This window comes from Nocardia carnea, from assembly GCF_029868855.1.
Taxonomy (GTDB): domain Bacteria; phylum Actinomycetota; class Actinomycetes; order Mycobacteriales; family Mycobacteriaceae; genus Nocardia; species Nocardia carnea_A.
On the sequence record NZ_JARWOV010000082.1, the window covers coordinates 1 to 16,987 of the forward strand.

Annotated in this window: 18 protein-coding genes and 1 pseudogene; 13 read left to right on the forward strand and 6 right to left on the reverse strand. The window is 66.1% G+C overall.

Annotated features, from left to right (window positions below; translation table 11 throughout):
- From QH195_RS07320 to QH195_RS07330, 3 genes and pseudogenes are all read left to right on the forward strand, one after another.
- Positions 1–595: pseudogene (locus tag QH195_RS07320) on the forward strand (hypothetical protein); the annotation flags it as partial.
- 103 nt (positions 596–698) lie between these two features.
- Entirely contained in the window at positions 699–1,616 is a 918-nt protein-coding gene (locus tag QH195_RS07325) for a ribonuclease Z (RefSeq protein ID WP_280434813.1), read from the forward strand.
- 180 nt (positions 1,617–1,796) lie between these two features.
- Positions 1,797–2,321 (forward strand): bleomycin resistance protein, encoded by a 525-nt coding sequence (locus QH195_RS07330; RefSeq protein WP_280434814.1) that lies wholly within the window; start codon positions 1,797–1,799, stop codon positions 2,319–2,321.
- Positions 2,322–2,422: 101 nt separating this feature from the next.
- Here the strand turns inward: QH195_RS07330 and QH195_RS07335 are convergent, their stop codons facing one another.
- Entirely contained in the window at positions 2,423–2,884 is a 462-nt protein-coding gene (locus tag QH195_RS07335) for a winged helix-turn-helix transcriptional regulator (RefSeq protein WP_280421581.1), read from the reverse strand.
- A gap of 113 nt (positions 2,885–2,997) precedes the next feature.
- Between QH195_RS07335 and QH195_RS07340 the strand changes: the two genes are divergently transcribed.
- Entirely contained in the window at positions 2,998–3,906 is a 909-nt protein-coding gene (locus tag QH195_RS07340; RefSeq protein ID WP_280421580.1) for an NADP-dependent oxidoreductase, read from the forward strand.
- A 140-nt stretch (positions 3,907–4,046) separates the two neighbouring features.
- On the opposite strand, the gene QH195_RS07345 is transcribed toward QH195_RS07340, so the two are convergent.
- From QH195_RS07345 to QH195_RS07360, 4 genes are read right to left on the reverse strand one after another with little or no spacing between them, the layout of a single operon-like run.
- Positions 4,047–5,303: a CHAT domain-containing protein gene (locus QH195_RS07345; RefSeq protein WP_280434815.1), complete on the reverse strand. Its 1,257-nt coding sequence runs from the start codon at positions 5,301–5,303 to the stop codon at positions 4,047–4,049.
- Positions 5,304–5,327: 24 nt separating this feature from the next.
- Positions 5,328–6,842 carry a tetratricopeptide repeat protein gene (locus QH195_RS07350; RefSeq protein ID WP_280434816.1) on the reverse strand — a complete coding sequence of 505 codons (1,515 nt, stop codon included), beginning with the start codon at positions 6,840–6,842 and terminating at the stop codon, positions 5,328–5,330.
- A gap of 1 nt (position 6,843) precedes the next feature.
- On the reverse strand, positions 6,844–8,178 hold the full coding sequence (locus QH195_RS07355; protein WP_280421577.1) for a hypothetical protein: 1,335 nt from the start codon (positions 8,176–8,178) through the stop codon (positions 6,844–6,846).
- Positions 8,178–9,617, reverse strand: coding sequence for a hypothetical protein (locus QH195_RS07360; RefSeq protein ID WP_280434840.1), 1,440 nt, complete (start codon positions 9,615–9,617; stop codon positions 8,178–8,180). The genes QH195_RS07355 and QH195_RS07360 overlap by 1 nt, the downstream gene beginning before the upstream one ends.
- 145 nt (positions 9,618–9,762) lie before the next feature.
- Between QH195_RS07360 and QH195_RS07365 the strand changes: the two genes are divergently transcribed.
- The 5 genes from QH195_RS07365 (at position 9,763) to QH195_RS07385 (ending at position 13,591) form a co-directional block, all read left to right on the forward strand.
- Positions 9,763–10,305, forward strand: coding sequence for a lipoprotein LpqH (locus tag QH195_RS07365; protein WP_280434817.1), 543 nt, complete (start codon positions 9,763–9,765; stop codon positions 10,303–10,305).
- A gap of 98 nt (positions 10,306–10,403) precedes the next feature.
- Positions 10,404–11,207, forward strand: coding sequence for a hypothetical protein (locus tag QH195_RS07370; RefSeq protein ID WP_280434818.1), 804 nt, complete (start codon positions 10,404–10,406; stop codon positions 11,205–11,207).
- A 194-nt stretch (positions 11,208–11,401) separates the two neighbouring features.
- Positions 11,402–12,001: a Uma2 family endonuclease gene (locus QH195_RS07375; protein ID WP_280434819.1), complete on the forward strand. Its 600-nt coding sequence runs from the start codon at positions 11,402–11,404 to the stop codon at positions 11,999–12,001.
- A 365-nt stretch (positions 12,002–12,366) separates the two neighbouring features.
- Complete coding sequence (locus tag QH195_RS07380) at positions 12,367–12,798, forward strand: hypothetical protein (RefSeq protein WP_280434820.1); 432 nt, start codon at positions 12,367–12,369, stop codon at positions 12,796–12,798.
- Positions 12,799–13,279: 481 nt separating this feature from the next.
- Positions 13,280–13,591 (forward strand): helix-turn-helix domain-containing protein, encoded by a 312-nt coding sequence (locus tag QH195_RS07385; protein WP_280421571.1) that lies wholly within the window; start codon positions 13,280–13,282, stop codon positions 13,589–13,591.
- Between the two features lie 296 nt (positions 13,592–13,887).
- Here QH195_RS07385 and QH195_RS07390 read toward each other — a convergent pair whose 3' ends face one another.
- Positions 13,888–14,352 (reverse strand): hypothetical protein, encoded by a 465-nt coding sequence (locus QH195_RS07390; protein WP_280421570.1) that lies wholly within the window; start codon positions 14,350–14,352, stop codon positions 13,888–13,890.
- Between the two features lie 332 nt (positions 14,353–14,684).
- Here QH195_RS07390 and QH195_RS07395 point away from each other — a divergent pair, with 332 nt between their 5' ends.
- Genes QH195_RS07395 through QH195_RS07410 form a run of 4 tightly spaced genes read left to right on the forward strand, consistent with a single transcriptional unit; the run spans position 14,685 to position 16,976 of the window.
- Positions 14,685–15,008: a type VII secretion target gene (locus tag QH195_RS07395; RefSeq protein ID WP_280421569.1), complete on the forward strand. Its 324-nt coding sequence runs from the start codon at positions 14,685–14,687 to the stop codon at positions 15,006–15,008.
- A complete protein-coding gene (locus tag QH195_RS07400) occupies positions 15,005–15,751 on the forward strand; it encodes a hypothetical protein (protein ID WP_280421568.1) in 747 nt (248 codons plus the stop codon). Before QH195_RS07395 ends, QH195_RS07400 begins: the two co-directional genes overlap by 4 nt.
- Positions 15,751–16,257: a hypothetical protein gene (locus QH195_RS07405; protein WP_280434821.1), complete on the forward strand. Its 507-nt coding sequence runs from the start codon at positions 15,751–15,753 to the stop codon at positions 16,255–16,257. Before QH195_RS07400 ends, QH195_RS07405 begins: the two co-directional genes overlap by 1 nt.
- Entirely contained in the window at positions 16,254–16,976 is a 723-nt protein-coding gene (locus tag QH195_RS07410; RefSeq protein WP_280421566.1) for a hypothetical protein, read from the forward strand. The genes QH195_RS07405 and QH195_RS07410 overlap by 4 nt, the downstream gene beginning before the upstream one ends.
- Positions 16,977–16,987 lie beyond the last annotated feature (11 nt).

The window sequence follows — 16,987 nt, forward strand, 5'->3', positions numbered from 1 at the left end:
CGGTTGGGAGACCCCACCTTCCGAGCAATCCGGCTGGGGCACCGGCCAGGCCGGACAACAAGGATGGGGCGCCGACCAGCCCGGCGGCCAAGGATGGGGCGCCGACCAGCCCCGGCAACAGGGATGGAGCGGCGGACAGCCCGGGCAACAAGGCTGGAGCGGCGGACAGCCGGGACAGCAAGACTGGGGAGCCGAGCAACCCGGGCAGCACGGGTGGGGTGTCGGGCCGTCCGGGCAACAAGGCTGGAGCGGTGCCCAGCCCGGGCAGCCGGGTTGGGGCGGCGCGCAACAGCCCGGCGGATATCCCGCCTACCCGCAACAGCAGCAGTACCAACCCTATGGCGCCACCCAGCAACCGGAACGTTCCGGACCACAGGTCCTGTCGATCATCGGTTTCGTCTGCGCCGCGGTCTCACTGCTGTTCTGCCCGCTCCTGTTCGGCATCGCCGGTATCGCACTCGGTGTCATCGGGCATATCCGCGGTGAATCGCTCGGGAAATGGGCGGCGATCGCGGCCGGCGTATGCCTGATCATCGGAATGGTCCTGGCCTTGGCGCTCTCCGGAATGGATGTGGTCCCTATCGAGACCTCTTAGGAGGCGGCCGCTGCCGAAAGCTGGCAGCGCTGCGGCCGGGCCGGCCGGTTATGGTCGACTCATGGCGTTCGAGGACCAGCCCCGCCGACCACGGAGCACGTAGATGTCGCAGCGGGAGCTGATGGTGCTCGGCACTGCGAGTCAGGTGCCGACCGCGCACCGTAACCACAACGGGTACGTGCTCCGGTGGGGTGGGGAGGCGATCCTGTTCGACCCCGGTGAGGGCACGCAGCGGCAGATGATCCACGCCGGGATCTCCGCGACCGACCTGACCCGTATCGCGATAACCCATTTCCACGGCGACCACAGTCTCGGGCTGGCCGGGGTGATGCAACGGATCAACCTGGATCGTGTCCCGCACCCGATCGACGCCTACTATCCGGCGTCTGGTCAGCGGTATTTCGACAACCTGTGCGACGCCACCGCCTACCATCGCACCGTCGAACTCCGGCCGCACCCGATCACCGAACCCGGCCTGCTTCCGGCTCCCGGCGCGCCCTTTCAACTCACGACCGCCCGGCTCGACCACCCCGTCGAGGCATTCGGCTACCGGATCACCGAACCCGACTACCGCGCGATCCTCCCCGACCGCCTCGCCGATATCGGCCTGGCCGGTCCTTCGGTCGGCCGGTTGCAGCGGGAGGGCGAAATCGTCTGGCAGGGCCGAACGGTCCGCCTGGAGGAGGTCAGCACGGTCCGGCGCGGCCAGAGCTTCGCGTTCGTGATGGACACCCGGCTCTGCCCGGCCGCCCACGAACTGGCGGCCGATGCCGACATGCTGGTCATCGAGGCGACCTTCCGCGACGCCGACGCCCATCTGGCCGCCGAACACGGCCACCTCACCGCCGGCCAGGCCGCACATATCGCCGCCGCGGCCGGGGTTCGGACGCTGGTCCTGACCCATTTCTCCCAGCGCTACCGCACCCTGGACGAGCACCTCGTCGAAGCCCGCCGGGAATTTCCCGGCGAGATCGTGATCGCTGCCGATCTCACCCGCATCCCCCTGCCGCCCCGCCGCTGATCAGCCGCTCCGGATACGCGACCGAGTGCTGGTCAGGCCGACTCGACCCCGGCGGTCATGACCTGCAATGGCCGATCGCGGCACGTTCGCTGCGCCGGCCGCGCGAGGTTGCCGTGAATCACGGAACGAAAAGTCCTATAGCGGACGGGAACCGGCCGGAAGCGGTGCGATGATCGCCGCATGACCACAACACCCCTGATCACGCCCGGTTCCGAAATCGGCAATGGATACGGCAGCGTCAACGCCTTTGCAGCGGTCAAAGGACCCGGTGGCGCGCGAGGATTCATCGAATTCCTCGGCGAGGTCTTCGACGGACAGGAGAATCCGGAGGCGCATGCCGACGATACCGACGGGCTGCTGATCCATGCCGAGGTGCGGATCGGGGATTCGTGCCTCATGGTGGTGGATTCCAAGCCCGACTGGGTGTTCACGCCGGCGCTGCTGCAGGTCAATGTCACCGACTGCGACGAGGTTCTGCGGCGGGCGGCCGCGCGCGGGGCACGGGTGATCACCGAGACGACACCGTTCTACGGTTCGTCGTCGCTGGCACGGTTCATCGATCCGTGGAGCAACGTGTGGTGGTTGTTCGGGCCCGCGATCGCAGGTGCACCCGACCCGACCTGGGATCCGGACGCGGAGACCGAGGAATCGGAAATCCACGCGACGATCTGCCAGGCCATGCGGGAGTTGCGCCCGCCTCGTTGACAACGTCCGGCACCGCATCATCGGCAACGGCATCAGCTCCGCTTCGTCCGGTCGGGATCGTGGCAACAGGACGACGGCGCTCAGATGGCCGAGCGCCGGCCCTACACCGGCGTGTCGGCGAGCTCGGCGGATTCGCTGTCGAAACGCGTGCGGTGATCTTGGACCTCGTCCATATGGGTTTCGGCCCACACCTTGATACCGCGGATCACCCTGTCCAGCGAGAGGCCCAGGTCGGTGAGCTCGTAGGTGACCGTGACCGGCACGGTCGGGGTCACTGTCCGGGTCAGCAGGCCGTCGCGCTCCAGGGACCGCAGTGTCTGGGTGAGCATCTTCTGGCTGACACCGCCCAGCCGCCGGGACAGCTCCGAGTAGCGCATGGCCCGGGGTTCGCCGGCGCACTGTCCCGCCGGGTGCGGGCCGTCGCTGCCCAGGGCCGCCAACACGAGAGCGACCCATTTGCCGGAGATCCGGTCGAGCAGTTGCCGGCTCGGGCAGTCTGCGAAGAACGCGTCGTAATCGGCTTTCTGCTGGGCTCGCTGCTGCGCCGCCGTCATCGTTGCCATGACCGCACCTTTCTACCTGGCGGTGGGTTACGCACTTCTGAGTGCCTACTTACGAATAGAGAGTTACCTGTCCATTCTGGAGTAACAGCACCGATTACTCCAGAGGAGACGCAATGCCCACCACCTTCCGCACCGCAGTCGTCCGCACCCCGGGCGGGCCCGATTCGATCGAGTTCATCGACGTCCCCGTCGCAGAACCCGGCCCCGGCCAGGTCCGGGTCGCGGTCGCCGGTACGTCCGTCAACCCCATCGACCTGGCTCTCACCGCGGGCGTCTTCCATCAGCTGGGGTTCGTCACCCAGCCCGACCACACCGGTCTCGGCACCGATTTCGCGGGTATCGTCGAGGCCGCCGGGCCGGACGTGGACATACCGGCCGGGAGCCGGGTCGCGGGGACACTCGACGGATTCGATCGCGATTTCGGTACCTACGCCGAGCAACTCGTCGTACCGGCAAGCGCTGTCGCGGTGGTGCCCGACGAGCTGGAGCTCACCACGGCGGCCACTGTCCCGCTCAACGGCCTGACCGCGGCGCAGTTGGTGGATCTGCTCGGTGAAGGCGGCGGCCGCAGCCTGCTGGTGACCGGGGCGGCCGGCGCGGTCGGCGGATATATCGTCACGCTCGCTCAGGACCGCGGCTGGAAGGTCACCGGGCTGGCCCGGCCCCAGGACGAGAAGTTCGTCCGCGGCCTCGGCGCGGATTTCACGACTACAGCGACAGCGGGGTGGGACGCGGTGGCCGATACCGCCGTCTTCCAGGAGAAAGCCCTGCCGCTGGTGCGCGACGGCGGGCTGCTGGTCGGTGTCCGGCCGGGCGGTGAACCCCCGGCCGAACGCGGGATCACCGTGCGCGCGGTCTCGGTACGCCCCGACGGCACGCGGCTGGCCGGGTTGCTGGCGGATACGGTGACCGGCCGGCTCCCGGCCCGTGTCCATGCAGTCGTCCCGCTGGACCAGGTTGCCGACGCCCACCGCGCGGTGGCGCAGGGCGGTATCCGCGGCAGGTACGTCCTACAGCCGTGAGCTGGGCGACAACGCCCGTCCGACCTCCTGCGGCGGCCACGTCTACTCGCCCGGGAGGTACGGCCGCGTTCCGATGGCGCTGCCGCCGGAGGCAGCCCTCCCGGCGGCCGCCGCGAACGACCGGCCCACTCGAGCGGCTGTCAGGTGGTGAAGGTCGCGAACGAGGACCACAGCAGGGGCGAGTATTCGATCGCACCGGTCGAGCGCCAGAGACGTAATCTGTCGTGCTGCCAGGCGGTGAGCGCGGAAACCGGGTCGGCCGCGTCGTGGGCGGAGTCCACCGCACAGATCGTGTCCTGGAGCGGGGTCGCTTCGGGGGCGGCGCCGAAGCGCTGGACGGCGAGGTCGGTCGGGAGGGGCCAGCGGGTGGCGGTGACCAGTTCCGCGCCACCGGTGACCATGGCGGCGATCAGGCCGAGGGCTTCGGTGAAACGCAGGTCGCCGCCGCTTTCGCAGGCGATCAGCGCTACGCGGGCGGGAATCGGCCAGAGCTCGTTTCCGGCAACGGGTTCCGGCTCCAAGGTATAGGTGCCGAGCAGCAGGTCTTTCGCGGAAAGCGGGCGGTGGTCGCGTTGCGGTTCGGCGAAACCCACGGACTCGGCGGTGCAGGCCAGGTGCAGTTCGGTGTTCTCGCTCTGCCCCGATTCCGGGGAGGCCGCGGTGACATGGCCGACGTAGACGAGCCGTGACGCACCTGCGCGCAGGGTTTCGGAAAGCCAGGTGCGGTCCAGATCGGTGCGGCGGAAAACATCCGCCGGTCCGGGAACGACGGGTCGCAACCGGCCGGCGGCGAGATGGCCGGCGATACGTGCGGTGAGCGGTGTCGGCCGGTCCATTCGGCCCAGGACCGAACCGAGCGCGGAATCGGCGCGGAAACCCGGCACCCTGGGGTCGAGAACCGCGACCACCGGCAGGTCACGCGAGGCCGACCACGACCGCGGCACCCGCACCGGGGCATGCACGATTCCGGCGGGGACCAGCAGGCTGATATCGGCGATATCGATCAGGCGGACGTCCGGGGCCGGGGCGATGATCTCCCACGGCACCTGCGCGACCCGCGGCGAGGGCTGCAACCGGATATGCGGGCGCACGCCGCGCTGGTACAGGTCGTACAACTGGCCGGCGAAGTCATAGGGCAGCAGCGCCCGGGACAGGTCGCGGGCGAGTTCGTACTCGGTGCCGGGCGCGGCGAATGCCCCGGTGGTGAGCGCTTTCTCGAGGCCACCGGCAGTTTCGGGAGCGGGCAGCGACTGGGACAGGTTGCGGACGGCCGCGTCGATATCGTCGCCGGGCAGCACGGTCACGCCCGGCAGCGCGGACCCGTCGGTCCACCGCCAGGACATGTAGACATCGCCCGCGTCGGCCATCCGGACCACCACGGTCGGCTGGTCACTCATCGGATCCTCCGCCGAATAGGCGTTTCATGCCGGGATCACCCGGTCCTCCCGGAATCGGCCGCCGTAGCGGTGTTCGGCCGCCTCGATGTAGTCGGCGAGCGCGATCCGGGCGCCGGGTTCGACCGCCAGCCGCGGCGGCGGCGCGACGGGCAGACCCGCGGATGCGGCCACCTGGGCGAGTGCGGCACCCAGTTGCAATGGTCCGGGCAATTCCGTGGCGGCGGGCGGGTTCGGAGTATCCAGCGGGAACTGGGGACGTTCGCTGGGTTGCGCGCGACTTAAATCCAGAGTTGTTCCGGCACAGCGGGTTTCGATCAGATCGGCGAGCAGCGCACCGTCCTGGCAGAGGTGGGCGAAGCGAAATGCCAAACGCATCGCGGGTTCCGCTACCTCCCGATGCCATTGTTCGCGCCGGCTCCCGCTCGCCAGGGTGTAGCGGACGGCGTCGATGGCGATCGCGGCCGGAACCGACAGCGCCCGCCCGAGAACCACCAGTTCCGGGGCCGGCTCTGCCAGATCATCGATCACCATTTCCAGCAGCACCGCATGCCAGTAGTCGAGTTTCGCGCATTCGGAGCCGAGTCCGCGCTCCGCGTAGATGACGAACGCGCCGTCGAGCAGTTGCTGTCCCGCACCGACCCTGCCGTACGCGAACTCGATGGTCGCCAGCCTGCACTGCAGCGCGGCGACGTCGAGTACCGCACCGGAAGCTTGGAAATGGTCGAGGCTGCGCCGATACCATTCCTGCGCACGGTCGAGATCGCCACGGCGTTCGGCGAGGAAACCGCGTATCTTCCAGCCGATCCCCGCCCGGTGGGCGAGTCCGGTCCGCTCGTAGTACAGCTGGCTGGCCTCGGCGAGTTCCTCGGCCTCGTCGAGCCGGTCCAGGCGCATGAAGATCTGGGCCAGGTTCTGCTGTGTATCGGCGAGGGCATTGTGGTTACCGGCCTCGGTGAACGCCGTCAGCGCCTGCCGCGCGAAATCCACACCGAGATCGCGCCGGCCCGTCTCGAAGTAGGCGCCGGCCAGGTTCATCAACGGATAACCCGCCAGCTCGGGGGCGAACCGTAGAGCGGCGTTCAGGGATTCGGTGGCGATTTCCACGGCCCGGTTCCACTGGGCCCGATGGGTTGCGACGGCGGTGAGTGAAATCAGGCACGAAACCCGCAGGACGCCGAGGTCGTCGGCGTCGGCGAGCAACGTACGAGCCTGTTCCAGCACTTCCTGCGCCTCGTCCAGTTCGCCGAGATGCTGCAGGGCCTGCGAATAGTTGACCAGTGCGGAAGCCCGCTTCTCGACGGCATCGCCGGGGATCCGGCCGAGCGCGTCCCGGTACCGGGTCGCGGCGCCCTCGTGGTCACCGAGTTCGTCGTACATATTCGCGGCATTGATGAGAGCACTGGTGCGCACACCGTCGGTGGTGGTGTGCACGGCATGTTCGAAGATGCGCAGCGCCTCGGTGACATCGCCGCGCTCATACGCGGCAGCGCCCTCGTACAGAAGTTCCACGCCGGGTGGCCGGCCATCGGGCTCGCTCATTTCAGAAATCCGAATCCTCTTCGGCTGCCGCCATTTCCGATCGCAACAGCGCGATATCGGCGAGCGGGATGGCGGCGTCGGAGCCCCCGGATTCGCCAGTGGCGATCGGTTCGGAAGCGGCGGTTCCGGGCGAGACCTCGCCGGACCATGCCGCGGCCATCCGCAACCTGTTCCGCGCCAGCTCCCGTACCATCCGCCGCTGTTCGACTGGATCGGTGGCCGAGGACGCTGGTGGCCGCCCCACCGGGCCGTCCACATGCGCGCGATCGGCGGAATGGACCGATTCCGGCTGCGCGTACGGATCAGCGACAGGCCGGCGATCGACCGCCCCCTGCGAGTCCGGCCGCGCGTTCGAGTCGGCGGTATGGGGAGAACCGGACACCCGGGATGGCTTCGGCATCGGCGCGCTCGGGCCCACTCCGGGCACGTAGATCTCGATACCCAGTACCGAATCCGCCCGATCGCCGGTCTCTCCCGACCAGGAGTCACCGCTCAATTCCAATGGGATGTCGCGGAATCCGGCAGGAGTGCGGATCAGCGCGTGTGGTCGCAGATAGCCTGGCAAATCGGCGGTTACGGCAGGGGCGGTGACCGCGTGTACCCGGATCGTCGTGCTGCCTGCTGCCCGGAGCAATTCCCAGGTCACGGCGCGCTCGGAGGCATCGACCACCCCGGCAGGGCAGTACCGCCAATCCCAGCCGGCGCTACCGCGATCGAGCACGAGGGCCGAGCCCGTGCCGGCCGGCGCGTGCCCGGCGGCGAGGGCGTACTCGTCGGCGCGGGGCGCGCTCCGTTCGCGTGCTCGCACGGCCGTGTCCCAGCCGGCGTCTCGACTGCCGGTGAGTTCGGCGGGATCCTCTTCGGCTCCGGCGCCCGTCGCGTAATCCGTGCCGTCGACCACACTTTCGCAGAACTCCGTCAACTCCGCGATTTCGCTGTCCAGCAGCGACGGGTCGAGCGTAGGAATACTGTCGACGGTCGAGGCGGGCCACCAGCGTGCCGCCCAGTGGGCGTAGGCGAGGCGACGGACTGCTGCCGCCAGATCGGGGTTTTCGGGCCGGGCGGGTAGATCGACCGGCTCGGTGTAGTCGTCGGCGGCAAGCGCGATCTCGGCACCGTAGAGTGCCCACAACCACTCCTGCGCGGTGCCCATATCGTGCAGGGTCGCCGCCGCGACTCGCTGCCCGGACGTCAACTTCCAGGTGAGATAACCGCCCGCGACTTCGAGGACCGCTGTATCCACGCCCGGGTCGGAGTCGGCCACGGTCGGTGCGCCGGGCGGCCCGATGATCCACAGGTCCGGCCGTATCCGCCGGATGCGCACGATATCGGCCATCAGACGGCCCTCGATTCGACCATCACCGAGCCGGGATCGGACGCCTGCGTGCTCAAGATCTTGCGGACGCGGGTGCGGTGGTCGAGAACCACCGAGCGGGCGATTCCGTCCAGCAGGTCCCAGAGTTCGTCCGGCTCGGCGACCGGTAGCTCCCGGACATCGCGCCCGTGCAGCCGGACCCACAGCCTGCGCAGATAGGGCCGCCACGGAGTACGCAGTTCGGCCGCGATCACGGCGAGCGGATTCCCGTCGCCCGCGACGGGATGGATCGCCAGCCGTCGCGCCTGCAGAACGTAGGACTCCCGCTGCCAGCGGTTGTTGATCAGGCGGTGGGCGGCGGTTTCCGGCAACCCGTCCGCGGTGGTTCGCGAGCCCCCCGACGTCGTGATCGGCGTCAGGCCCAGCGCCAATTCCACACCCGCCGCGGCGGTGACCCGCAAGGATTCGTCGAGTAGCGCCCAGGGCGCGCAACTCCGGGTGATCTCGGTGGTCACCAATTCGGGAATCGGTGACAGATCGGCGCGTTCGGTCGACACCTGGAGGATCGTGAAAATCCGCTCGTAGACGGTGCGGTCGAACGGCAGCCCCAGAGCCGCGGTGGACGCCGACGAACCCAGCGCGGGCCGGCGCGGCGCGGGGTTTCCGGTGAGACCGAGCAGGTTCGCGTCGTACTCACGCACGCCGGCGTGCTGTGCGGGAGCAGCGGCCGGCTCGGCAGTAGGGCTCGTCCGAGCGTTTTCGCGTACCGCGGCGACCACACCCGCCGACCGGCGATCACCCCTCTCCAGCCACAACTCGATACCCGTATGAATTCCGGTCCGCTTGTCGATCAACCGGCGCAACAGCAGCCGACCCGGTGCGGTATCCGCTTCCGATCGTGTGGCGACCGCGAGCTCCAGGAGTTGCCGTAGTTCTCCGCTGTATTCGGGCGCGACCGGCGGCGGCGACGGCCGGCGCTCCCAGGCAGATTCCAGCAAACCTTCCAGTTCGGCCGCCCGCGCGGGGTCCGTCAGATGGTCCTTCAAAGCCTGGGTGGTCCGGCCCGCGGCGAACCCGTGGATCTCGCGCAGCACGGACTCGGCGCGTAACCGGTCGCGTTGCGGGTCAGGATGGCCGCGGGTGGCGGCGAGTTCGAAACAGCGCTGGAAGTACAGGTCCTGAGCGTTGCCCTCGATGATCCGCAGATCACGCCGTACCTGTTTGAGGAGCGTGAACCAGGCGGCGGCCGCGCGCAGCGTATCGGCGTGGGCGTGGATCCGGGCCGCCAGCAGGGTCGCACCATCGGCGGAGAGGACCGCGCCCGCGCAACTCGGGTACTGGACCGGGCGGATGACGAGCGGGTCGAGGATCAGTTTCACGGTCCGGCGCAGCGGCCCGCCCTGGGGCCCGCTCAACGCTTGCACACCTTCCAGACCGCGCCACACCTCATCGAGCACCATGGCCCGCGGTCGTCGCATGCGCCCAGGTTATCGGAGTTCGCAGCGGTTCGCGGTGGCAAAAGTTGGGATCGGTAGGTGAGCGCGGGTTCCTAACTTTTCTCTCAACGGCCGATCGAGCCGCGACACCGAGAGAACAGGATCCACCATGAACACCACGCTCTTCCGTATCGGCGCCGCCGTCCTCGCCGCCTCCACCATCGCGCTGACCTCCGCCTGCGGTGACGATGCCGCGAGCAGCCCGGCCACCCCGGCTGCCGGAGCCCCGGCGACGGAGTCCGCTGCCCCGGCGGGTGAAGCCGGCGGGGAATCCAAGGCGCTGGTCGACGGGAAGGCCCTCACCGCCGAGTTCGACACCACCTGCGCGAAACAGGGCAACACGCTGGCGTTGGCGCTCACCGACACCGCCAACGAGCAGTACGGCCAGTTGAGCGTCAGCGCCAGCATCCTCGACGACACCACGGTGCAGGCGGTGGCGATCGCGGGCAGCCAGGGCGGATCGAACGGGATGCCGTACGCCGTCGGCTACGGCAACGGCCAGCCCGGTGGTTCCGCGCAGGTCAGCAAGGATGGCGACACCTACACCGTTACCGGTGAAGGGATCGGCGCGCCCGATATGGCCAACCCGATGGCCGGTCCGGCGACCGCGAAGTTCGAGATCACCTTCGCCTGCTCCGACATCGTCGGCTGACCGGTCCGGGCACCCGGCTCCTCGTCGCCCCCGCACCCAGGGTGCCGGGCGCGACGGGGTGGCCCGGTATCCGGACCACGATCCACACAGGAGTAGCCATGATCCGCACCGTCCGCACCCTGACCCTGGTCTTCGCCGCCCTCGCCGTCGGTTTCTACCTCTGGCACGGAATCACCTACGAAACCAGCAGTGTCTACGAGCCGGGCTATCTCGCTTGGCTGAACGGCTTCATGGCACTGCCCATCATCGCTTTCACCGCCGTCGTGATGGTCTTCGCGTTCACTGCGTCAGGGATGGTGACCGCGCTGACGGGCCACAACACCGGCGAGTTCCGCGACGCCCCGCTGGGACTGGGCACGGTGCGGGCATTCGCGCACACCGGTGTCACACTCAACGACCAGCCGCAGATCCGGATCGAGTTCAGCGTCGAAGGCGCGGACGGCAAGGTCTTCGACGCGACGGCGAAAGCGATCGTCCCCCTGACGGAACTGGCGCTTCTCGCACCCGGTGTGGTGCTGCCGGTGCGCTACCGCCCGGACCGTCCCGGTTTCGTGCAACTGGACCTGTCCGGTGACACCGCGGCCGCGCAACGTGTTATGAACGAATCGCTGATCCGCAAGGGTTTCACCACACCGGAGAAGGTCGATATCGCCGCCCGCGGCATCGCCGCGCAAGCGGTCGTGCAGTCGCTCACTGTTCCCGGCGAGATCCGCGACGGGTATTCCAAGGTCCAGGTGGGCCTGGCAGTCACCCGCCCCGACGGCAGTATCTTCACTACCGTCTCCGAGAAGTTCCTGCCACCAGCCGCGATCGGGAACGTGCAGGTCGGTCGCATAGTCACCGCCCACTATCTGCCCGCGAACGAGCGGGAGGTCGTGCTGGCCATTCCACTCAACGCCTGAATCGTCCCGAATCCCCGCTGCGTCCCATTCCCAGCCGTGGTCGGCACCGCCGGCCACGGCAACGCAACTGCTGTCGTCCCGGCTTCGACGCCGAGCACCTCATACCGCAACTCCGACGTGACAGCTGATACCTTCGACCTGCATGTTCGCGGTCGATCCCGGTGAATGGCCGCTGTACCCACGAGGAGCTGACCGTGACGGCATCACATCCCGACAAGCACCCCCGGGTCACCGTCGAAGAATTCCTGAACGCCGAACCGGATTCTCTCGGCGATATCGAGATCGTGGACGGCCTCGTCGTGCGATCGATGGCGCAGAGCGAAGCGCACAGTCGCGTGGTGCGGCGCTTGGCCGCTGCCCTGGAAGACGCTCGCGACCCCGCGGGCCCCTGTCTGAGGGTCGGTTCCGATGTCGCTGTCCGCTTCGCCGACACCGACGACCGGCGAGACGACCACCGGCTCAACGTCCGCTATCCGGATATCTTCGTCCGCGACTGTGAACCGTACGATGTGAACACCGTCAGAGAACATATCGCGCTGGTTGTCGAAGTCGTCTCGAAAAGCACCGTCGATGCGGATACCTCCGAGAAGCACAAACTGTATGCGCAGGCCGGTATTCCGGGATACCTGATCGTTCATTTCGACAAAAGCTGGGAAGCCATCGATCGCATCGAGGAATACCGCCTCGACTGGTCCGGGCTGCGATACATGCCCCACAAGGTCCACCGCACCGCCCTGGTCCTCGACGGACCGGTAACCCTGGCGATCACCTTCGACACTCTCCACCGCCCCTGACCTGGAGTCCTGATCACCGTTTCCGCAGGTCGATCTTCGGAGGGCGGCCACGTGAAGCTCCGGCCGATCTACGATGAACGTTTCGCCTTCGTCCAAGCCCATCCCGAGTTCCGGTAAGCGCTACAAGAGGATTGCCGCCGGTAAACCGTTGTCGACGCCTCTTGAAAGACGTTCCGGCCCTGCGTGTTCATTCCATCGCCAGAGAATCTCCGCAACTAACCGTTAGATTCCGGTCCGGACCAGGTGGGGAGCCAGCCGGTCGCTGCGGAGGAGGGTCGGCGGTATCACCGCCGGTGCGAGCGCCCCCGGGCGGCGCGTGGCCGGACCGCGCCTTTCCCCTTCTCGCAGCCGTTACGGACAGTGCATTGCCACGCAGCTTCGAACTCGCATTGTTCACGGCATACACGGGAAAGTTCCCGGACGAGCAACGCGAAATCATGGGCGATCACGACTTGCTGAGAAATGAGCTGACCGGCTGGATCGCGACGCGAAACGGAGTTGCGCATCATTGCCTGTCCCAGCAAGTCGCCAAGAATCACCCGGTGTGGCGGTCCGATGCCGATGGATCCGACGGCCTCACCGTTCAGGCCGGAGGTGCACGCGCGTGCACAGCTCTGATGATCCAGCTTGTCGACCAGACGATACGGGCTGTCGCGGCGGTTTCGAGGTATAACCTCGGCCGTACGGAGCTCCTCCCTGATGCGTGGTTCTCGGCGTCACCGCCTCGTGAGCTGCGAGGCATTACCGATCCGGGTTCACTCTGGGGCGGCAAGCCGTTGGCGCGACCTGTTCTCTGACGCCGTCACCATCCCCTCGGCCTCGCCTGCCGGACGAAAAGCTCCACCTCCAGAGATAACCCCGCCGACACACCGATGCGGTTGCCTATAGGATTGTTCCTATATAGGATTGATACTATGTCGCTCTATGCGGTCGAGATCGAGCCGGAAGTCGCCGATTGGCTCCGTTCCCTATCGGACCGGGATTTCGGTCGTGTCGATACATACGTCGGCATGCTTGCGGAGCAAGCGGATACACTCGGAGAGCCCTGGTCACGAAATCTCGGCGAAAAATAACGAGAACTGCGTTTCCACCTGCACCCGCTGGAAATGCGTGTGACATATTGGCTTGCGCCGGGCAGACGAGTGATCTTGCTGACGGTGTTTCGTAAAACCAAAATGCGAGAGACAGCCGAGGTCGACAGGGCGAAGCTGCTCCGCAAAGTATGCGAGGCGGAACATTCCCACGCCCGATCCAGTTTCAATAGAGAGGTGAACGGCGATGGCTGAACACGAGTCCATGGATGATCTGCGGCGGGAGCGCTTCGCTCGCCGGGATTTCAACGCTGCGGAATACGAGGCGGGTCGAGAAGAAGCACGGCTCGCCATCGAGTTCGCAAACGCGATACGTGAGCGACGCCTGGAACTCGGGTTGACCCAGAATGATGTCGCCGAGCGTGCTGGACTGCATCAGCCGGACGTCTCGCGCCTGGAATCCGGTGGCGGTACCCCGACCATCGGCATGCTCGAGCGTTTGGCGTACGCCCTGGAGTTGCGCTTCGTCGCACGGTTCGAAAAACCGGACGCGGCCTGAGACTGGATGCCGCACAGGCACCTCACCGCCGCGGCAGGACTTCGGCTCGCGCGGCGCTGATGACCGTATCGATGCGCAGGCTTTCGCAGCCCACACCGCCAATTTCCAGGTGACTTTCCGGTCGTGAGAGGCAGGTTGGGACCCGGTGGGCGGGCTTCCATGCGGCCGCGTCGTTGGCTCAGGATTTCCTTCCGGGGCCCCCGGGGTGAGGGGTGAAATCGTCGGTGTGGTGGTGGAGCAAGTAGCGGCCGTCGTCCGGGCACATCGAGCCAAGGGCGATCGGCGTGCGCGCCCGGTCACCAGTCGTGATCGCGGGTGAGCTCCACCTTGGCCTGCGCCAGCAAGTCCTCCTGCAACGGCCGGCAATGAGCCCACCAATCTGGATAGGTCGCGGGGTCACGGACGACGTCGTGCAAGCCGCGGGCATGCGCGACCATCCGGTCCCGTAGCGCATCCGAGCAGATGATCTCCACCTGCTTCTCCGCCAGCCAGACGCTCTCGATCAGCCGTTTCACATCGTCCGGTGTGCCACCGCGCTCCCGGACATCCAACTCCCCCTGCAGCCGCTGCGCCGCCTCGAAGTAGGCGAGGATCGCGGATTTCAACTCGTCCCGATGGGCGAGGCGACTCTCGGCGAGGAACTGGGACTTCGTCTGTCGTGCCGAATTCCGTTGTACCAGCAGCGTTGCCGACGCACCGAGTCCGGCACCCAGCAACGGCATGAGACCGGTGACCACTGTCGAAACCACTCCTGACGACATGGGGTTCGATCCTGCCCGATCAGCGCCTCGTCAACTACTCGGGAAGCCGGGATGCACGCGGAGCATCAGATTCTCCCGGCCGGTGATGGTGTCGAAGCGAACGAAGTCGCGGAGGCCCCGTGGCGGCACAGGCGGCCAACTCGAGCGAAATAGTTTCGTCGCCGGTCGAATTCGTCGGCATGTAACGCGAAGCCGGGCCCGGACCCACCGGATCGCAAGCGCCGAACCACAGTCCACCGACAGTGGTACAGTCTCACCGTTCCGACTCGGGAGGGTGACGTGACAGAGATACGGGCGTCACGTCCGTCGAATTACGCACGGCAGGTTTGGGGATGGGATACGAATTCAAGGTCACGCCAGGTGATTTGGGCACTGCAGCAGACAAGCTGAAAGCGCTTTCCGACACCGGCATGAAGGCTGTGGAGTACACGAAGAATAATTTCGACCTCGAGGGGAATGCCGGCCTTGCGCTGAAACCTCTGATGGATCAGGTGATCGAAATGTGCGGCAAGTTATCGAACAACTATTCGCAGATGAGTTCGATCACGTCCACCAGCGCCACAGAGTTGTCCAAAGCGGCAAAAATGTATCAAACAACGGACCTCGGGGTCGCGGAGTCGCTTGATAAGACATACTCCTCGGAGGGCGAAAAATGAGTGAGGCGATCGATCCCTCCACCAAGCTCGCCACCCCAGAGGTCGAGGATTGGTTTTCGACCGGCGGAAATATGGTCGATATGGCATTAGGGAACGCGTATAGCGTGTCCTATTACCTGCTCCAGATCATCAAATCCACGACCGGCTGGGACCCGGTCGGAGATGTTCAAAAATACCTCGGCGGCGATTGGGGCGAGTTGCTCAAATCGGCCAAGGCGGCAGAAAATCTTGCCCAGTTCAACAGCGCCTACAGTGATGCAGTATCCGCAGCCGTAAAACAGTTCGAAAACTCCTGGAGCGGAAATGCCGCTTCCAGCGCCACCGAGTACTTCACGGATTTCACCTCCGCTATCGATAAGCAGCATGATCCGTTGGTGAAGATCGGGGATACGATCGCAGCCTTCGCATGGGACGCGTACGGGGTGGCACAGGCTGTGCAGTCCCTGATATTGGAGCTTCTCGACCAAGCGCTCAAATGGGCGTTGACACAGGCAGCGAAGAAGCTCGCGCGTATGTCTGTCGCCACCGTTTACGGCGCGGCGGCCGTCCTGGCGTTGGAGGCGGTCTGCGTGGCCATTGTGATGTCGATGAAGGCCACAGTCCTGAAAGTGGTCAGGTTGCTGGGACAGATTCTCGCCGGTTCGGCTGCGGCGTGTGGCACGTTGTATGGCTTGATGGGCTCGGCCGCCGAACTGGATATGCCGGTGCTCCACAGCGAGTACGACCATCCGGGGGTGATTTGATGGCCGGCGAAGAAGTTGTTCTGGATGACGACCCGGGAATGTCTCGCCATATGGCGAACGTACTTGGGATTCTTTCTTCGGCGCCAGGCCTGGACAAGGATTTCAAGGCGCAAATCCAGGCTATCCTCCAAGGTACTGGAACAATACGAGATCTGGCGCAGAGCGAAGCATTCGACAGGGTCGGCGATTCGATCATCCCGCAAGCGCTTGCGGATTTCGCATCGATACCGGAGGACGAGCGAGAAAGAATGGCGGCACAGGGCGAGGCCGTCCTCGAGAGCTACCGGCACCAGGACCAGGAACCACCGGCATCTCAACCGTCCACAGAAAGAACGCCTCCCGCCACTCTTGCGACCCCGCAGACACAAGAAGCCAGCGGTGCGCAACCCACCACTGCGCCCGGAAGACGGAAATCATATCGGGAACAGGTGGTCGGACCGACCGATTCGGAGGACGAGGACGACCGTTACTTTCGCGAGCGGAATCAGAACGGCTGGCTCCAATGAGAAGACTGGTCCCGGCGGCCGAATTCTATCGCCCCAACAGTGATGCCGAAATATTCAGTGACACGGGCACGCCCGAGCCGATGACTCATCAGCGTCCGTGGACTCATGAGAACGATGCGATCATTCGCTTACGCCGGCCGCCGGCACCGGTTTCCAATGTAGGCCGTCTGTGGCAGAAGTCGAAGCCATACCTTCGGGTGGCACCCCTCGATTTGGAAGTCGCCCAGCCGTTGCCGGACGTGTGCGCCCCGCACGGCCGGCCGGCGATCGATACTTCGACCGCGCGAACCTTGTTTTTCGACACCGACGCTCATCCACGATTTCCCGAACGCCGAGGCATAGAATACATCAGGAAAATGTGGCAGACGACCCCGAACATCGCACCGGTGTCGACGCTGGTCAGCGGTGAGTGGCCGATTTGCCGCCGGTGTGGTCGGATGGCTCGGATCTACCGCCGTATCGCGATCGGAATATTTGTCTTCATGGTCGCCGAATTCGCGGCGTTCCTGACGGTGAGTTTCGCAGGAATCGAATGGCTGAAACCTTGGTTGGGTTACGCATTCTGCCCTGGTTCGCTCTTGGGTTTCATCGTGGCGCTGAATCTACTCGACAAATCTGTCGAACCCGTCAAGTTCCGCCCTATCTACGACGAGCGTTTCGCCTTCGTACAAGCCCACCCAAAATTTCGGCAAGCGCTACGGGACGATTCCTCCCCCTGATTCGATGATCC